General features: G+C 67.6%; 12 protein-coding genes and 1 pseudogene. 12 read left to right on the forward strand and 1 reads right to left on the reverse strand.

The features are described from left to right. Positions 1–194: 194 nt before the first annotated feature. From AC1RQF_RS13665 to AC1RQF_RS13720, 12 genes and pseudogenes are all read left to right on the forward strand, one after another. Positions 195–580: pseudogene (locus AC1RQF_RS13665) on the forward strand (IS5 family transposase); the annotation flags it as partial. Positions 581–928: 348 nt separating this feature from the next. Then, complete coding sequence (locus AC1RQF_RS13670) at positions 929–3,013, forward strand: hypothetical protein (protein ID WP_273995459.1); 2,085 nt, start codon at positions 929–931, stop codon at positions 3,011–3,013. A 13-nt stretch (positions 3,014–3,026) separates the two neighbouring features. Continuing rightward, positions 3,027–3,614, forward strand: coding sequence for a hypothetical protein (locus AC1RQF_RS13675; protein WP_273995458.1), 588 nt, complete (start codon positions 3,027–3,029; stop codon positions 3,612–3,614). Between the two features lie 1,218 nt (positions 3,615–4,832). After that, positions 4,833–5,765: a helix-turn-helix domain-containing protein gene (locus AC1RQF_RS13680; protein ID WP_273995457.1), complete on the forward strand. Its 933-nt coding sequence runs from the start codon at positions 4,833–4,835 to the stop codon at positions 5,763–5,765. Next, positions 5,762–7,135, forward strand: coding sequence for an undecaprenyl-phosphate glucose phosphotransferase (locus AC1RQF_RS13685; protein ID WP_273995456.1), 1,374 nt, complete (start codon positions 5,762–5,764; stop codon positions 7,133–7,135). Before AC1RQF_RS13680 ends, AC1RQF_RS13685 begins: the two co-directional genes overlap by 4 nt. Positions 7,136–7,321: 186 nt before the next feature. Then, the gene (locus AC1RQF_RS13690) at positions 7,322–8,431 is read left to right on the forward strand and encodes a polysaccharide biosynthesis/export family protein (RefSeq protein WP_273995455.1); all 1,110 of its coding nucleotides are present in this window, start codon (positions 7,322–7,324) and stop codon (positions 8,429–8,431) included. Continuing rightward, positions 8,428–8,886: an arsenate reductase/protein-tyrosine-phosphatase family protein gene (locus tag AC1RQF_RS13695; protein ID WP_492872250.1), complete on the forward strand. Its 459-nt coding sequence runs from the start codon at positions 8,428–8,430 to the stop codon at positions 8,884–8,886. Before AC1RQF_RS13690 ends, AC1RQF_RS13695 begins: the two co-directional genes overlap by 4 nt. 52 nt (positions 8,887–8,938) lie before the next feature. Continuing rightward, complete coding sequence (locus AC1RQF_RS13700; RefSeq protein ID WP_273995453.1) at positions 8,939–11,212, forward strand: polysaccharide biosynthesis tyrosine autokinase; 2,274 nt, start codon at positions 8,939–8,941, stop codon at positions 11,210–11,212. Next, entirely contained in the window at positions 11,209–12,438 is a 1,230-nt protein-coding gene (locus AC1RQF_RS13705; protein ID WP_273995452.1) for a glycosyltransferase, read from the forward strand. Before AC1RQF_RS13700 ends, AC1RQF_RS13705 begins: the two co-directional genes overlap by 4 nt. Next, a complete protein-coding gene (locus AC1RQF_RS13710) occupies positions 12,435–13,658 on the forward strand; it encodes a polysaccharide pyruvyl transferase family protein (protein WP_492872251.1) in 1,224 nt (407 codons plus the stop codon). The genes AC1RQF_RS13705 and AC1RQF_RS13710 overlap by 4 nt, the downstream gene beginning before the upstream one ends. Continuing rightward, on the forward strand, positions 13,652–14,938 hold the full coding sequence (locus AC1RQF_RS13715; RefSeq protein WP_273995450.1) for a lipopolysaccharide biosynthesis protein: 1,287 nt from the start codon (positions 13,652–13,654) through the stop codon (positions 14,936–14,938). The genes AC1RQF_RS13710 and AC1RQF_RS13715 overlap by 7 nt, the downstream gene beginning before the upstream one ends. 34 nt (positions 14,939–14,972) lie before the next feature. After that, a complete protein-coding gene (locus tag AC1RQF_RS13720) occupies positions 14,973–16,004 on the forward strand; it encodes a hypothetical protein (protein ID WP_273995449.1) in 1,032 nt (343 codons plus the stop codon). Here AC1RQF_RS13720 and AC1RQF_RS13725 read toward each other — a convergent pair. Then, positions 15,972–17,075 carry a hypothetical protein gene (locus AC1RQF_RS13725; protein WP_273995448.1) on the reverse strand — a complete coding sequence of 368 codons (1,104 nt, stop codon included), beginning with the start codon at positions 17,073–17,075 and terminating at the stop codon, positions 15,972–15,974. The two genes, AC1RQF_RS13720 and AC1RQF_RS13725, sit on opposite strands and share 33 nt — an antisense overlap. Between the last annotated feature and the right edge of the window lie 17 nt (positions 17,076–17,092).

Raw genomic sequence — 17,092 nt, forward strand, 5'->3', positions numbered from 1 at the left:
GCTCGTTGGAGCGCTGAACTAAGTGCATCGGTGTACTGATTTAAATCGAGGGGAAGATCTTGCAGCCGCTGCCGATCAATCATCCGTACCAGGACACGCGCACGCGGGCAGCCGCTCTGTTGATGCTTGCGGATGGCAAGCTGTGCCCGATGGAGGTGGGCGCAAATCGAATCGGTTTTGCCAGGCAAGGAAGGCGTTCGCGCGGTGGACTGACGACCAAGCCGCCTCTGGCTGGCGATGAAGCCGGACGCCCCCTGCGCATGAGCCTCTCCGTGGGACAGGTTGTCGATAATTCGTGCGCGCACGCCTGGGTCGAGCATGTGCGCACGGGCGCGGGAATTCCCGACAAAGGCTACGACTCGGATGCCTGTGCGAATGCGATCCGTGCCGCGCGTGGCAAGGTTGTCATCCCGCCACGGTCGAATCGAAAGGCCAAACGTCGGCACAGCCGAGTGCTGCACCGAACTCGACACATCGTTGAACGCTTCTTCAATCGCATCAAAAATTTCGTCGCGTCGCCACTCGATACGACAAGCTCGCGGGCAACTATCTCGCCTTCTCAGCGCTTGTGAGAATGTGAACGCGAGTCAGTGGATTTCATAGGAACCCGCAGCGGAAAGTCAGCTGCAACCCATCCTGTCAACGTTAAAGCACGCGAAAGCATTTCGTAAAGAGACGTGTTCACATATTGGATCTTATTAACCGACAGGGTTCGATTATCGGAAAGCAGCATGGAAATTATCACTTTATATTTTTAGGAGGACTACCTGTTTTTCGTGCGCTTAAGCAAGATCGCTCACCCACTGAAATTTCTTCACTATCAAACATAAATGGCAGGCTGGTCGGTTCTCAGCGCCGTTCGGGCCCGCCGCCGCCACACAGAGGGAACACTATGCGTCACGTCTGCATACGCCATGCCGGGCTGCACATGCTCTGGAAGCTCTTCCCGTTCTGCGCCGCGCTGCTTCTCACCGCCTGCGGCGGTGACGGCAGCCCCGCGCCGTCCTCCGCCGCCGGTACATCAGCACAGGCGAACGCCGCCCAATCCGCTCAATCCATGGCGGAACAGCGAGCCGCCGAGGTCGCGCCGACCGGGTTGTTCATCAGTGAAGTGGCGGGCAACTTTCGCCAGGACAAGAACTATGACACGGGAGTCGTGACCAACAGCGTCGCGTGGGTGGAGCTGTACAACAAGCAGGATGTCGCGGTGAACCTGAGGGACTACGTGCTGCGCACCGGCGGCATCGAACAGAACGATCCGTCGCAGATCAGCGAATCGGTCGACTACGCGCTGCCTGACGTGGCGATCCCGGCCCACGGCTACGTCGTGATCGCGGGGAAGAAGTCGTCCTACCTGACGAATTCGACCGTGACCGACACCAGCAAGGTCGTCTACATTCTCGACGCCAGCGAGACCTACCTGCCGTACTGGAGCAACAGCGGCGGATTCATCGAGCTGCAGGCGGCCAAAACCGCGACGGCGGCGGCAAAAACGGTGGACTTCGTCCGCTTCGGCGCGAACACCACCGCTCCGCTCACCAGGGCCGCGTGGGCAGGCCCGAGCGTGCCGGCTTTCGCCACACCTCCGGCGACTTACGTCGGCAGCCAGTCACTGGATCCGCTGGACACGCATGACCAGTCCCTCGTCCGTCTCAGCAACCATTTCACCGTCACCGGAACCAGCAAGGACTGGACGTTGGTCAACTTCCCGACGCCCGGCGGGCCCAACGACGTGGCGGCGGGCGTCACGGACAGCGATCACGACGGTATCCCCGACACGGCCAAGGCTGCGAGCGGAACCTACGCAGGCCTGAACCTGTACGCGATGGGCGCGCGGAAGGGACAGAAGGACATGTTCATCCAGCTTGACTACATGGGCGACGACGCCGGCGCGGCTCGCCAGGACACGGCCCGCCAGTTGCAGGAGGCCGCGCTGACCAAGATGGTCAATGCGTTCAACCCGCACCACATCGTGGTGCACTTCGATGCGGGGACACGCTTCTCCGCCAATGTCGACGGCACTCACTACAATCTTGACGGCAAGAGCCACGAACGCCCCTTCAACAGGTGCTCGCAGGTCACCACGCTCGGCGAGAATCCGAGCCGCACACAGCTCGACGACGGCTGCACGTCGATGTATTCATACTATAGCCAGTACGTCGATCCGCGACGCCGGGCCTTCTTCCGCTATGGTCTGCTTGCCTCTTCGCAACGGAGCAACGGCGGCGCGGGATCGTCCGGTTCTTCCGAGCTACCCGGCAACAAGGCGCTCGTGACCTTAGGAGGGGCCCTCGCGAACGACCTGAGTGACGCAGGGAAAATGATACGCGTGAACTACCAGGCCGCCACGCTGATGCACGAATTCGGCCATAGCCTGGGTCTGCAACACGGCGGCGACGTAGGCATCAACAATAAGCCGAACTACCTCAGCATCATGAACTATCTGTACCAGCTGTCGGGCGTACCCACCGACGGCACCGGCACTGATGCAGTCGAGCGCTACTACTATCGTCGGAATGCCTGGGACGGCGTCCCGGTGCCCAATACGAGGATGCCGAACGCAATCTATGCGGCGGGGACGTATCCCGCCAACGCGTTACCGCACGGCCCGACCTCGGACAGCTTCAAGATCGACTACTCCGACGGTAGCGGCCTCAACCTGAACGAGAATGCGCTCAGCGAAAATGACTATGTCGGCCGGGGTGCGGGGGCCGTGCCCACCGCTTTTGGCGACTGGAACCTGGACGGCGTCAAGCAGGAAGTTCCGTACCTATTGTCGCTGACGGCTCAGACGGACAACTTCGGCCGACCCGTCTATGCGATCCTGCGCGACTACAATGACTGGGATCATCTCGCGCTGGTGACCGGCAAGAACTACAACCTCGTCGGAATCGCGCAAAGCTTTGGGATCGGCGCCGTTCAGCCGCCGCTGATCAAGGTCAGCCGGATCGAGACGGAAGAAGCCCTGCCCGCGGCCTTGCTCGCGCATCTGAAGCAAGTCAGCGCCAAGTAACGGGAGATCATGGATGGCCACTTTCGGTTTGCGGGGCGCCGCTGTCGCCGTACTTCTCGGATTGTCGATGCCGCTTCCCGCGGAACCCCTGCGAATCGACGGTCTCTCCCCGCCGCCCGTGGCAGGCGCGGCGGCGGAGGTGCTCGTGCCGCACTTCGAGTTGCATGCGAAGGCCGGGCTGCAATTCCGGCTCGACGAACAGCAGGTCAGCATCTCGCCCTGGCCGGCGCAGCTTCCCAGGCACCTGGGCGCCCAGTATGTCGCGGCATGGGTCGTCATGCATCCGGCGGGGCCGATGCGGATCATGACCTTTCGCACCGCGGGGGACGACACCCCATGGCTGCGGCTGACGGCAAACGGCGGCCAGCGCAGCCAGTTGCTGCCCGGCCACGTCGTCAGCAAGATCAACGGCGATTTCGTCTATCTGCTCGAGCACGATGAGCCACGGCGCGTCGACGTCAACCGGCCGGTCACGCTGACCGACGATGCACGTCACCAGTGCTGGCAGTTCGTTTTGCTGAACACGTCGGTGCCGAAAGGCACGCGGGTCGAGACGGAGCCGCGGGCGGACTGGTACATGCGACGCACGGCCTGTCCATGATGCGTTCGAGGCCGGCCGCGCACGCGGCCGGCGATCCGCCGCGCACGGAGAATCAGGATCGAGAGGGCAGCGGTATATGCCCTCTTCCATGGCCGCTTACAACGCGCGCTTCGCAAAGCCGCCGAAGAGCGGCTTCAATACGCACCCGACGAGAATTTGGACTTGGCGCCGACGGCGGCCCGAGCTGGGAAAAGTGACGAAATCGCTTACGGTACAGTGCGCCCGGCTGATGTACTTGCTGGAGGATACGCACGAGAACGGAAGCTGATCGACCGCATGGGATCGAAAGCCTGACCGATGGCCGTGTGTTGCGCTGCAGGTAATAAGGAGGACCGCCTGGACGAAATCGATCAAGGCGCTGCATCGAACACAAGCGCCTGGGGCGCGTGCTTCGAGTCGCCGACGCGAATCAGGCGCAGCGCGACAATCGATGAATCTCGGGTTCGCCGTCGCTCACTCATCGAGGTCTGCCGGTACGGACGAAGGCGGCGTTCTGCAACCGCCTCCCGCGGCCTCGCCACTCACTTTGCCGCGGAGAAAAGTCATGTCAACTCGGAATATTCCTGCATCCGATTTATCAGCCGAATTAGCGTACTCAGTGGAAGAAAGGCAAAGCCAAAAAAATCTCGCCAGACCCGAGCCAAACGTTCGCGACTCAATTCAAACCAGCCAGGATAATTGGCGCCGCCCAGCAACTTCCTTGAATCGCGGTGACAAAAAGTGGCCGCCAACTCACTGTCTCCATCAAACCCAAGCGTACTAAAGACGCCCCATTAAATTGACTTCGGACAAGGATTCCGACTTTACTCGTTGCCAGTATCATGTGAAGTCGGTAAGCGCCACGGCTCGCAGGCCCATCGCCACAAGCAAAGCGGCGAGCTGCTCGGACGGTATCGTTGGCTGGCCGAACACACGAATACCTGGTTCTCCGGCTACGTAAAACCGCGTATTCGCTTCGAACTTATCATATCGTTTTACTTGCCCCGACTGCCGCCGTCGCATGCCCCAGCCTCACTGAAGGCTTCTAAATAAAATATAAAACCAATAACAATTCGATCATTTATTTAGTATCAATGCTCGGGATTTTCGCTTTGCGGCAAATCCCCGACAAAATCCGACAATATGCAGGCTCGATCCGACGCCGCTATCGGCTCATGGCTTTACAAGCCTTAATATTCAATTTCAGAAAGGAATCCGTAAATATACAGTGGGATATCAATGGACAATGCTGCCGATTTTTCCGTACTCGTCGATTGCGTTCCTCCTGCCGCCGCTTCCGCGCCGGCCCGCGTCACCTGGCAGATCGGCATCCTGTTGCAGGATCTCTTTCCGCTGCCCGACGCGAGCAACGTGGCCGAAATCTTTGATCTAGCCAACCGCCTGCATGCGCCGGGCTCGCGGCCCTACGCGGTGAACTGGCTCTCCGCGCGGGGCGGAATGGTGCGATCGCGCTCCGGCATGTGTACGTGGACGGAGCGCGCCGACGTGCGGCACGCGGGCTGTTTCGACATGCTGTTCGTCGTAGGCGATGCCCCCCGTTCCGCTGATGAGGCGCTCGACTGGCGGCGGCTGCTCGCCCACCCGAACGTCCGCGAGACCGCCTACCGCGAGGGTCTCGCGCTCGTCGCGATGCCCGCGATGCAGGGCGTCAACGAGCCGCAGTACGCAGACGCCGCCGGCCACGCGCTGTCGCTGGTGCGTCGCACGTCGAACGCCGGGCTCGCCACGCGCGTCGCGCAGCAACTGACGACCGCCCGCCTCGCGGCTCCGCCGAACGCATGGCCCGACACGCTGCCGGCGCGCATCAGCGAACCGATCAAAGCCGTCGCGCACCGGATGCGCGAGGATTGCGAACAGTGCCTGTCGATCCCCGACGCCGCGCAGATGGCGTCGATGAGCGAGCGCAATTTCCTGCGCCGCTTCAAGCTGGAGATGGGGGTGACGCCGTCCGAGTACCTGTTGCGCGCGCGTCTCGATCTCGCCTGCGCGCTGCTCGCCGACCTGGACCTGCCGGTCGACAAGATCGCGCGCCGCGCCGGACTCGGCTGCGGAGACCGCCTCGCGAAGCTGTTCCGCCAGCGCCTGGCGATGTCGCCCACCGAGTATCGCGTGACGGCGCGCTACCGCGCCGCCGCGGGGAGGGCCGCATGATTCCCACTCTGTCGCAACTCGCGGACGTCTTCCTGATCCTGCTCGCCGCCTTGGGCGCGCATCTGTTGCGGTTCGACACCGCGAGCGGCTTCTCCGATCTCCAGGCCCTGCTCGTCGGCTCCTCGGTCGCGCTGTCGCTCGTGATCTTTCCGCTGTTCGACGTCTACCGCTCCTGGCGCGGCAAGCCGGTGTTCGCGCTGCTGCTCAACACGCTGCTCGCCTGGACGACCGTGCAAGCGATGAACGTGGTGCTGGTGTTCACGACGCGCGAATCCACGCTGGTGTCGCGCGGCTGGTTCGCGCTGTGGAGCCTGCTGTCGATCGTCGGGCTGCTGTGCACGAAAGTGTCGATCCGCGCGACGCTCAATTATCTGCGCAGCACCGGCCGCAACGGCCGCGCGGTCGCGATCGTGGCGGGCGACACCGAGATCCGCCGCATGGTGAAGCGGGTCCTGCTCGCCCGCCACGCCGGTTTCAGGCCCGCGATCGTGTTCGATATGCGCGAACACGACAACACGAACGTGCTCGGCGTGCCCGTTACCCGCCGGCTGGAGGAGTTCGTCGTCGCGGTGCGTCGCGAGCAGGTGTCGGAAGTCTGGATCGTCGGCCGGCCGGGCGAGGCGCAGCCCGTCGAATGGTTCGTCGAGACCTTCCAGCACGATTTCGTCAACATCCGTTTCTTCCCCGACCTCGGCAGCCTCGCGTTCGGCGACGCCGGCGCCGTCGAGCTGCTCGGCGTCCCGGCGATCAATATCGTGACCTCGCCCGTCAACCGCCTGCAGATCGTGCCGAAGGCGATCTTCGACCGCATGTTCGCCGCGCTCGCGCTGATCGGGCTCGCGCCGGCGCTCGCCACGATCGCGATCGCCGTGAAGCTGTCGTCCCCCGGTCCCGTGCTGTTTCGCCAGCGCCGCATGGGCGCCGACGGCGCGGTCTTCACGATCTACAAATTCCGCTCGATGGTCGTGCATCACGAGCACGCCAACCAGGTCACGCAGGCGACGCGGCACGATCCACGCATCACCCGGATTGGCGCGTTCCTGCGCCGCACGAGCCTGGACGAACTGCCGCAGTTCCTCAACGTGCTGCGCGGCGAGATGTCGGTCGTGGGACCGCGTCCGCACGCGACCCAGCATGACGAGTTCTACAAGAACCTCGTCAAGCACTACATGTATCGCTACCGGATCAAGCCGGGCATCACCGGCTGGGCCCAGGTCAACGGCCTGCGCGGCGAAACCGGACGCGTCGAGAACATGGCGGACCGCGTCGCGTTCGACCTTTACTACATTCGCAACCGAACCTTCTGGTTCGACCTGAAGATCGTGCTGCTCACCGTCCTGAAAGGGTTCAGAGGCGCCAACGCACACTGATCCGGCCGCGCGTCGTCCGCGGCCGCCTCGGCGGGTCCGCGCCGCGGATCCCCGGGCGGGGCGGCGCGGCAGTCTTTCCCACTCTCATTCGAATCGACGATGCTGTTTCCACTTCCTGGGCTTGCACGCGGGTGCGCCCTTCTGTCGTTGCTGTGCGGACTGTCCGGCTGTGTGCTCGCACCCGGCATGAAGTTCGACGCGCGCGCGCTGGCCGGGCCGCCGATCGCGGTCACCGAACTCGCTCCGTCGAATATCGCGCAACTCGACGCGCTCAACGAACAGGCACTCGCGAAACGTTGCGAGACCGATGCGCTCGCGGGCATGGGCGAGCCTTACCGGATCGGCCCGGCCGACGTGATTTCCGTCATCGTCTGGGACCACCCCGAACTGGTGATGCCGAATCTCACCTACGACATCGGCTCGACGGGCGGCGCGCAGCCGCAGAGCGTCGGCCTCGCGAGCCAGCGGCTGCCGGGCTACGTCGTCAGCGAGGACGGCCTGCTGCAGTTTCCGTACGTGAAGCGCTTCCGGGTCGGCGGCATGACCGAGATCGAGGCGCAGCAGCGGCTCGAGGCCGCGCTCGAGCCGTACATCCACGATCCGCAGATCTCGCTGCGCGTGATCGGCTACCGCAGCAAGAAGGTGTACGTGAACGGCGAAGTGCATTCGCCCGGCGTGAAACCGATCACCGACGTGCCGATGACGCTCGCGCAGGCGCTGCACGAGGCGGACGGCGTGCTCAGCACGGGCGACGCGAGCCGCATGACGCTGCTGCGCGCCGGCCGACGCTACGGCGTCTGCCTGCCGGAGTACACGTCGCGCGGACTGGACGCGAGCCGCGTCCCGCTCGTCGACGGCGACGTGCTGCGCGTGCCGCCGCAGAGCGACTTCAACGTGTTCGTGCTCGGCGAGGTGCAGCGTCCCGGCGCGGTCAAGTTCCGCTCCGATGGCCGCCTCACGCTGTCGCAAGCGCTTGGCATGGCGCAACCGAGCCAGGAGACGAGCGATCCGTCACAGATCTATCTGGTGCGCCCGCCCGAGAATGTCCGGGAACTGCGCGACGTGCGCCGCGATCCGCTCGCGCTCAGCCGCCCGATCGATGCCCAGGTGTACCACCTGAACGCGAAATCGCCGCAGGGCTTCGCGCTCGCCCAGCAGATCGAACTGCGACCCGACGATGTCGTCTACGTCGACGCGCCCGGCATCGTGCGCTGGAACCGCGTGATCGCGCAGCTTCTCGGTGGCACGACGGCGGCCTACAACGTGCAGAATGCCGCGAAGGGAGGCTGGTGGTGATCGGTTCGATCCTGGTCGTCTGCCACGCGAACCTCTGCCGCAGCCCGCTCGCGGAGGCGCTGCTGCGGCGCGCGCTGCCGCACGTGACGATCCGCTCGGCCGGCATCGCCGCGCGGGGCGGCGCCCCCGCGGCGCAAGGCGCGTGCGATGCGGCCCGCCTTCGCGGGCTCGATCTGTCCGTGCACCGCGCGCAAGCGCTGACCGCCCTCGCCTGCGCACGGGCCGACCTGATCCTCGTGATGGAAACCGCGCAGCGCCGCCGCCTCGAGGCGCGTTACCCGTTCACGCGCGGCCGCGTGTTCAATCTCGCCGGGCCCGGCGTCGGCCCACCCGATGTCGCCGATCCATACGGCGGCCCGCCCGAGACATTCGCCGCGTGCCTGGATCACCTCGAGCGCTGCGTCACGCACTGGCGCGATCGGATCGACGCGGCCGCCGCCCTGTCCGGGCCTTGAAACCCCGTCTTCCGTTCCGCCGCCCGCGACGACCCACCCACTGATTATCGCCATGTCCACTGCTGCAGATTTTCCCGACGATCTCCGCGACGAACTCGATCTCGTCGGCGTGCTGGACATCCTGATCGCCCAGCACCGCTGGATCGTCGCGGCCACCCTCGCCGGCCTGCTGTTCGGCGCGCTCGGCGCGGTTTTGCTGCCGCCCCGCTATCAGGCCGACATGATGATCCAGGTCGAGAGTGCCCCCGAAGGCGCGGCCGCCAACAATCTGGTCGCGGACGTCTCGGCGCTCTTCGACGTGAAATCGTCCGCCGCCGCGGAAGCGCAGATCGTCGCATCGCGGCTTGTCGTGACCCGTTCGGTCGATCGCGTCCGCTACTTCGTCGACGCACGGCCCAAGCGCTTGCCGTTGATCGGCGCGCCGCTGTCGCGGCTGATCGGCGGCGTGCCGCCCGCCTGGCTCGCCGGCTTCGGGGGCTATGCGTGGGGCGCCGAAAGCGCGGACATCGCGCGCTTCGACGTGCCCGCCGCGCTGGAAGGCGAGCGCTTCACGCTGACGACGCCGCTCCCGGGCGTCTGGCTGCTGAGCGGCCCCGGCGTCGACGCGCCGGTGCAAGGCCGCGTCGGCGCGCCGGCGACCATCGCGTCGGCGTACGGCCCGCTCACGCTCGACGTCGCCGGGTTCCAGGCGCCGCCCGGCACGCGCTTCGCGCTGGTGCGCCAGTCGCGCAGCCAGATCATCGGCGATGTGCAGGACGCCTTGACCGTCCAGGAACGCGTCAAGCAGTCGGGCGTCGTGATCGCGACGCTGACGGGCGACGATCCCGGCCGCGTCGAACGCCTGCTCAGTGAAATCGGCCGCCAGTACGCGGCGCAGAACGTCGCGCGCAAGTCCGCCGACGCCGCGCAATCGCTGGCCTTCCTCGAACGGCAGCTGCCGACGATGAAACGGCAGTTGCAGGACGCCGAGGCGCGCTTCACAGCGATGCGCAACCAGAACGGCACCATCGACCTGCCCGAGGAAGCCCGTCTCAGCCTGCAGCAGGACGCGCAGACGCGCACGCAGCTTCTGCTGCTGCAACAGAAGCGCGACGAACTGACGACGCGTTTCAATCAGCGCCACCCGAGCCTGGTCGCGCTCGATCGCCAGATCGGCGCGCTGCGCGCGGCGCAGGCGGACATCGAGCGCCAGATCAAGCGCATGCCGGATCTTCAGCAGGACGTCGCGCGTCTCACGCTCGACGTGCGCGTTCACACCGACCTCTACACGGCGTTGCTCAACAATGTGCAGCAGCTGCAACTCGTCAAGGCAGGGCAAGTCGGCAACGTGCGGATCGTCGATTTTCCGGTGGTGCCCGACGATCCCGTCAAGCCGAACAAACTCGTTCTGATACTGGGCGGGACGCTCGCCGGCTGCGTGCTCGGCATCGCGTTCGCATTCGCCCGCGACCTGCTGTTCGGCGGCGTCGCGAGCCCGGACGAGATCGAGCGCGCGCTGCCGCTCGACGTCTACGCCGTGGTGCCCGCCGCCGCCGCGCAGCGCGCGCTCCATCGCCACATCACCGCGCTCGCGGGCGGCCAGCATCTGCTCGCCGTCAACGCGCCCGGCGATCCGGCGGTCGAGAGCCTGCGCAGCCTGCGCACCGCGCTGCGCTTCGGCCAGTCGGGCGCGAGCAACAGTACGCTGCTCATCACGAGCGCCGAGCCGGGCGCGGGCAAGTCGTTCGTGATCGCCAATCTCGCCGCCGTGCTCGGCGGCAGCGGCCATCGCGTCGCCGTGGTCGACGCCGACCTGCGGCGCGGCCATCTGAATCAGTATTTTGGTCTGGCGCGCCAGCCCGGCCTCGCGGAGGTGCTCGACGGCGCGATGCCGGTCGACGCCGCGCTGCGCCCCGAGGTGGCCCCGCACGTCGACCTGCTGACGACCGGCGCGCTGCCCGCGAATCCCGATGCGCTGTTGTTCGGCCCGCATCTCGGCCCGCTGCTCGATACGCTGCGCGCCCGCTACGACTACGTGCTGATCGACGCGCCGCCCGTGCTCGCCGCGGCGGACGCGACCGTGATCGGCCGCCACGCGCCCATCGTGCTGATGATCGTCCGCGCGGGACAGACCCGCATCGGCGATCTGCGCGAATCGCTGAAGCGGTTGCGCCGCGGCGGCGTCACGTCCGCCGGCGCGGTGCTCAACGGATTCGCACCGCGCCTGGGCGGCTACGGCGGCAAATACGAGGGCTACCGCTACACCCAATACGACTACGGCGCGCTGCCCCATCCCGGGTGGGTACGGCGCGTATTGCAAGCCGCCGCTCGATGGAGAAGACCATGACCACGTCGCAGAAAGAAACCTCGCAGCACGTCGCCGTTGCGACGCCCGTTCCACGACCCGGCCCGCGCGACGCGGCGAACGCGCGACGCCCGCTGAGCGTCGCGCTTGTCGTCGAGGCGGCGGGCGGCGGTGTCGGCGTCCATGTCGCCGACCTGATCGACGGGCTCGCCGACGCCGGCGTCGAGATCCACTTGATCGCGCCAGCCGGCAATCGCTTCGATGCGCAGATCCTCACGCAACGCACGGTCAGCCGCTGCGCGTCGTTCGCACGCGTGCCGATGGGGCGCGCGGTGTCGTGGCGGGACACTCGCGCGTTCGCGCACTTGTTCCGGCATCTGGCGCGCATCGCGCCGGACGTCGTGCACAGTCACAGCTCGAAGGCGGGCGCGCTCGCCCGCGCATGCCGCGGATCGTGGCGGCATGTCTATACGCCGCATGCACTCTATACGCTGAACCCGCATCTGACACGCGCGCAGCGCCTGTTCTACGGCGCGATCGAGCGCCTGCTCGGCAAGTGGCTGACGGATCGACTGATCGCCGTATCGATCGACGAGGCGCATCACGCGCGTCACGCGCTCAAATTGCCGCTCGGCCTCACGACCGTGATCCACAACGGCGTGCCCGATTTCCCGCGCCTGCCGCGCGCCGCCGCGCGCGAAGCGCTTGGCCTCGCGCCGGAAGGCTTCACGGTCGGCTTCGTCGGGCGCTTCTCGTTCCAGAAGGGTCTCGATCGCCTGATGAGCGCGGCCGACCGGCTCGCCGAGCGCTACGGCAAGGCGATCGAGATCGCCGTGATCGGCAGCGGCGACCTGGAGGAAAGCGCCGCCCGTCCGCGCGGTGCGTATCCGCCCAACGTGCGGCCGCTCGGCGAGATCGCCGACGCGCGCCGCTACTTCAACGCGTTCGACCTGTTCGTGCTGCCGAGCCGCTACGAGGGCTTCCCGTATGTGTATCTGGAAGCGATGGCCGCGCGCCTGCCGATCGTCACCACCCGCGTCGCGGGCGCCGAGGAACTGGTCGCGGCCGAGCGGATCGGCGTCGTCGTCGCGAACGAGGAGACGGCCGAGCCGCTCGCCGCCGCGATCGGGACGCTGTACGACGACCGGCGCGCGCTCGCTCGCCTCAGCGCCAACTGCGACCGCGCGATCGAACGGTTCAGCGCGGCGCGCATGGTGCGCCGCACGCTGAACGTCTATCACGAAACTGTCTTCGGAACCCGCTCATGACACGCCCTTTCCATGTCGTCCTGCTGCACGCGTACAGCCGTCGCAACTCAGGCGACGGACTGCTCGTCGATCTGTCCGTCGAACTGCTGCGCGAGGCATTCGGCGACGGCGTGCGCACCACCATCGTCGCCGCCGATCCCGACTCGTTCGCCGACGCCGGCGACCCGCTCGGCGCGCCCGTGCTCGCGCAGCACGGCGTCGCGCGCCGCCTCGCGGCCGTGGCGCGCGCCTGGCTGTCGTCGCGCGGGCCCGCCGCGCTCGCGCCGGTGCTCGCCGATGCCGATCTGATCGTCGGCGTCGGCGGCGGCTACCTGCGCGCTCGCACGCTCACCGAAGCGCTGCGGCTCGAAGCCGGCCATCTGTTGCAGCTGCGCGCCGCGCGGGCGTCGGGCAAGCCCGCGGTCTATCTGCCGCAAAGCATCGGTCCCGCGCGCGCCGGCCTGCCGTTCATGTCGCGCGCGTGGCGGAAGCACGTCACCTCGCTGCTCGACGCGTGCGCTGTCGTGTTCGTGCGCGACGACCGCTCGCTCGCGATGTTGGGCGGCAATCGGAACACGCGCCGCGCCCCCGACCTCGCGGTGCTCGCGTTCGGCATGCGGCTGCCGGGCCCGGCCGTCGCGCCGGGCGCCGATGTGCCGGGCGCCGATGCGCCGGGCGCCGATGCGCCGGGCGCCGTCGCGCCGGTGCGTCACATCGCATTGGTCCTGCGCGACGCGCCGCGCTGGAGCCGAGCGCAGCGCACCCGCTACCGGCGCGCGCTCGATCGCCTGATCGCGCGGCTCGAGTCCCGCAGCCGGATCACGCTCGCGGTGCAAAGCACGGGGCGCGGCAACGACGACGCGGCGTTCTACCGCCGGCTCGGCGTCGCCCGCCCGTTGCCGTCCCTGCGCCAGGTGCTCGCCGACGACCCGCCCGATTTCGTCGTCTCCGTGCGACTTCACGGCGCGCTCGAATCGATCCTCGCCGGCGTGCCGGCCTTCCATCTCAGCTACGAACGCAAAGGATTCGGCGCTTACGCGGATCTGGGTCTCGACGATTGGGTCGTCAACGCGGCCGATTTCGACGCCGATGCCGTCGCCGACCATCTGTACGCGCCGCGCGCCGCCTTACGCTTCTGGGAGGCGGCGACGAGCCGAGCCGATGCGCTGCGGGTCGAACGCGCGCGTCTCGTCGCGGCCCTGCGCGACGCGGCGATGCCGTTGGAGACCGCGCCATGTTGATGCGCATCGCGTTGCGGATCGCCGCGCTCGGCGCGAAATTCGCGCTGACGATCGTGATCGCGCGCGTACTCGGCTTCGCGGCGGTCGCCGACTACGGGATCGCGATCGCGGTCTCGGTGATCACCTCGAAAGTGCTCGGCCTCGGCTTCAGCGCGGAACTGAACCGTCGGCTCGCGCTGCCCGCGCCGCGCCAGGCGATCCGTGACGCGCGCTCGGTCGGCTTCGTCTATGCGCTGGCGTATCTGCTGCTCGGCGCCGGCGCGCTGCTGCTGATGCACACGAACCTGCTTTCGGCCGCACACGGGCCGCGCGCCGCCATCGGGCTCACGATCGTCGCGGTCGCGATCGCCGAGCACTATGCATTCGAGTGCAACACATATGTGTTCTCGCTGCATCGCGCCCGGACGGCGTCGCTGATGCTGTTCGCGCGCACCGGCGCGTGGCCGGCGCTCGCGATCGCCGGCCTCGCGTCGGGCGCGATCGTTCGGCTTGATACTGTTTTATGGCTTTGGGTCGCGGTCAACGTGACCGTGATCGGCTGGGCGTGGCGCGTGCTCGCCACGTCGGCGGCCGACGCCTGCTCGGCGGCCACCCGCGTGGACAGCGCCGCCGGCACGCTTGCGCTCTGGCGAGACGGCCTGTCGTTCTATGTCGGCGCGGCGCTGCTCGCCGGCCTGCAATACGCGGAGCGGCTGATCGCCTCGCGGCTCGTCGACGCGGATGCGCTCGGGCGCTACGTGTTCGCGTGGTCGATCGCGAACGCGATTCAGACGATCGCCTTCGCGGCGATCGTGTCGACGGCCGGCCCCGCGCTCACCCGTGCCGCCGCGACCGAGCCGCACGCGTTCGCGCCCACGTTGCGGCGTGCGCTGCTCGCGTCGCTCGGCGCGACGCTGCTGCTGTCGGCCGCGATTCTCGCGGTGCGCGAGCCGCTGTTCCGGATGGCGCGCGAACCGCTCGACGCGGCCGGCACGCTGTTGCTCGCGATCCTGCTGCTGTCGTTCGTGCTGCGCGGCGCGATCGACCTGCTGTGGGCCGCCGCGATCGCACTGCGGGCAGGCCGCGCGTTCGCGCTTGCCACGGCGCTGTTCACGGCAGGCAGCCTGCCCGTCATCGGCTATGCGATCCGCGCGCACGGCGTACTCGGCGCGGCCTGCGGCCACCTGCTCGTCAGCGTGCTGCTCGCCGCGGGCTTCGGCGGGCTGCTCGTCCGGGCGGACGCGGGCGGCCGAACCGGACGCTTCACGCCGTCGCGGGAAGTGAAGCGCCATGCGCTATGACCACCCACCGAGGGGACGGCGACTCAGCCGCGGTGTGGTACGCGCCGTCGCGGCCGCTTATGTGTTCGGCTATCTGGTGCTGTATCGCAACGCAGGCGCGCTGCTGCCTGAGTTCATCTTTCGCGACGCCGAGAAGATCCAGGCGCAGATGGGTGGCGCGGACACCTTCGCCGACACCTCGTTCGACGCCGTCGGCAAGCTCTATGGATGGTTCGGCGGCGGCGTCGACCTGTTGATCGCGGGCATCGGCGCGTGGTTCATCTGGGCGATGCTGGGTCCGGCGAATCGCTTCGGGCTGATGGCAGCGGCGTTCGTGCTGTCCGCGCCCTGTGTGTTCTTCAATCTGTTCGTGGCCAGCAAGGACACGCTCGTCGTGCTGATCTCGTTGCTCGTCGCGGCAGCCGCGCGCCGTCACGGGGTACGCGGCACGCTCGTCGCCGCGCTCGGGCTCTACGGCCTGTACGCGGGGTTCATCCGCAGCTACTTCGCCCTGATCGCCGTCATCGCGCTCGGATGCGTGGCGTTCTACGCCCTGTCGACGCGCGGCCGGCTGGTGCTGGGCGCGGCCGCCGCGTCGGGCTTCGCGTTGCTGCCAGGCTGGGTCTACTACGCGCTGCTGCATCCGCGCGACATGGCGGTCGACTACCTGGTGTACGCGTCGCCGTTCGGCGCGCGCACGAGCTTCTACAATCCGGTCGATCCGTCGTCGTTCCACGGATTCGTCGTCGACTATCTGTATGCGATCGGCAAGCTCAATCTCGCGCCGCTGTTTTCGCCGGGGCCAAAGGAAGTCGCGATGCAGGCGTTCGTCGCGCTCGCCGTCGCGCCCGCGCTGCGGGCGCTGCGCCGGACGCGCGACACGGTGGGGCGACCGTCGGACATCGTGCTTGCCAGTCTCGTGATCGGGCACGTCGCGGTGTCGATGCTGTTCGAGCCGGATCTCGGCAGCTACATGCGGCATCTGTCCAGCGTCGCGCTGCTGTCGATGACCTTGCTGGTGCCCCGCGCGCGGCCGTCGAGCGCGGCATCCGGGTCAGGGGTGGGATGGCGCGGGGCCGCCCGATGACTGCGGCGGCGGGTCGACCGGATCCTCGACGCGCGGCAGTTCCGCGCCGGCCGCGCCGAGCGCCGCCTTCGCCATCCCGCCGACCGTCACGAGCCCATAGTTGCGCTGGGCGAGGTCGATGCCGTTCGGCGAATCCTTCCATTCGTAGATCGATACGAGCGGCGCGCCGGTGCCGCGCACGGCCGACAGGAACGCCGCGACCTGCGCGGCCTGACCCGCGTCGCCGCCCGTGGCCGGAATCGACGGCACCCCCCACTCGGTGATGACGGCGGGCAACCGGTAGCGCTCGTGGAGGTCCGCGCTGACCGCGGATATCTGCGGGCCCGTCATCCCATAGGCGTGATACGACACGCCGCCCAGGCAGCCGGGTGCGCGCTGCACGACCTGCGCGAGCAGCGCGTCGGGCAGCGAGCCTTTCGACGGCGGCCGCGCGAAGCCCAGCCCGAGCACCGGCACCTGCCGGCCGAGCGTCGTCCACTGCGCGCAGGCGGCCTGCATGTAAGGCGGCAAGGTCGCCTCCACGTCGCCGGGCGGCCAGTACTTCGCGAGGTCCGGCTCGTTCCAGATCTCGACCGCGAGCAGTTGGCCCGCATGCGCCTGGACCAGCCCCGCGACCGCGCGCCCGAAGGTCGCGCCGGCGCTTTCGAGCACGGCGGCGCGCAGGGACGGATCGACCGGCAGCGTGCCGAACGGGTTCAACGACCGGACCGTCATCAATACCCCGAGGCTCGCGGCTTTCGCCTGGGCGAACGCGGTCTCGAGCTGTTGTTGATACTTGCGCGATCCGAGGCTGTCGGCCCACACGCCCAACCGCACGAACTCGAAACCGGTTTCGCGAATGCGCGTGGCGTCGTCCATGGTGAAGCTGCCGACGTCGACCTGGACGCCGACGCGCAATTCGCCCGTCGTCGTGGGCAGCGGGTGCGCGACCGCGGCGTTTCGCTGCGCGTGCGCGGTGGTCGCGGCGGCCGTCAGCAGCATGGCGGCGCAAACGAACGCGCATGCACGAGACGGCGGGAATGAGGCGGCGACGACGGGCGCGCCGCGCCGGCGCTGGAAGCGTGATGTCATGAGGGGGCTCCCTGGAA

The organism is Burkholderia sp. GW821-FHT14F03 (genome assembly GCF_058803765.1).

Excerpts from the sequence above, each read along its gene's own strand:
- AC1RQF_RS13700 (WP_273995453.1), top strand. The coding sequence starts at position 8,939 with ATGTCCACTGCTGCAGATTTTCCCGACGATCTCCGCGACGAACTCGAT.
- AC1RQF_RS13710 (WP_492872251.1), top strand. The coding sequence starts at position 12,435 with ATGACACGCCCTTTCCATGTCGTCCTGCTGCACGCGTACAGCCGTCGC.
- AC1RQF_RS13715 (WP_273995450.1), top strand. The coding sequence starts at position 13,652 with ATGTTGATGCGCATCGCGTTGCGGATCGCCGCGCTCGGCGCGAAATTC.
- AC1RQF_RS13705 (WP_273995452.1), top strand. The coding sequence starts at position 11,209 with ATGACCACGTCGCAGAAAGAAACCTCGCAGCACGTCGCCGTTGCGACG.
- AC1RQF_RS13675 (WP_273995458.1), top strand. The coding sequence starts at position 3,027 with ATGGCCACTTTCGGTTTGCGGGGCGCCGCTGTCGCCGTACTTCTCGGA.
- AC1RQF_RS13685 (WP_273995456.1), top strand. The coding sequence starts at position 5,762 with ATGATTCCCACTCTGTCGCAACTCGCGGACGTCTTCCTGATCCTGCTC.
- AC1RQF_RS13690 (WP_273995455.1), top strand. The coding sequence starts at position 7,322 with ATGAAGTTCGACGCGCGCGCGCTGGCCGGGCCGCCGATCGCGGTCACC.
- AC1RQF_RS13680 (WP_273995457.1), top strand. The coding sequence starts at position 4,833 with ATGGACAATGCTGCCGATTTTTCCGTACTCGTCGATTGCGTTCCTCCT.
- AC1RQF_RS13725 (WP_273995448.1), bottom strand. The coding sequence starts at position 17,075 with ATGACATCACGCTTCCAGCGCCGGCGCGGCGCGCCCGTCGTCGCCGCC.
- AC1RQF_RS13670 (WP_273995459.1), top strand. The coding sequence starts at position 929 with ATGCTCTGGAAGCTCTTCCCGTTCTGCGCCGCGCTGCTTCTCACCGCC.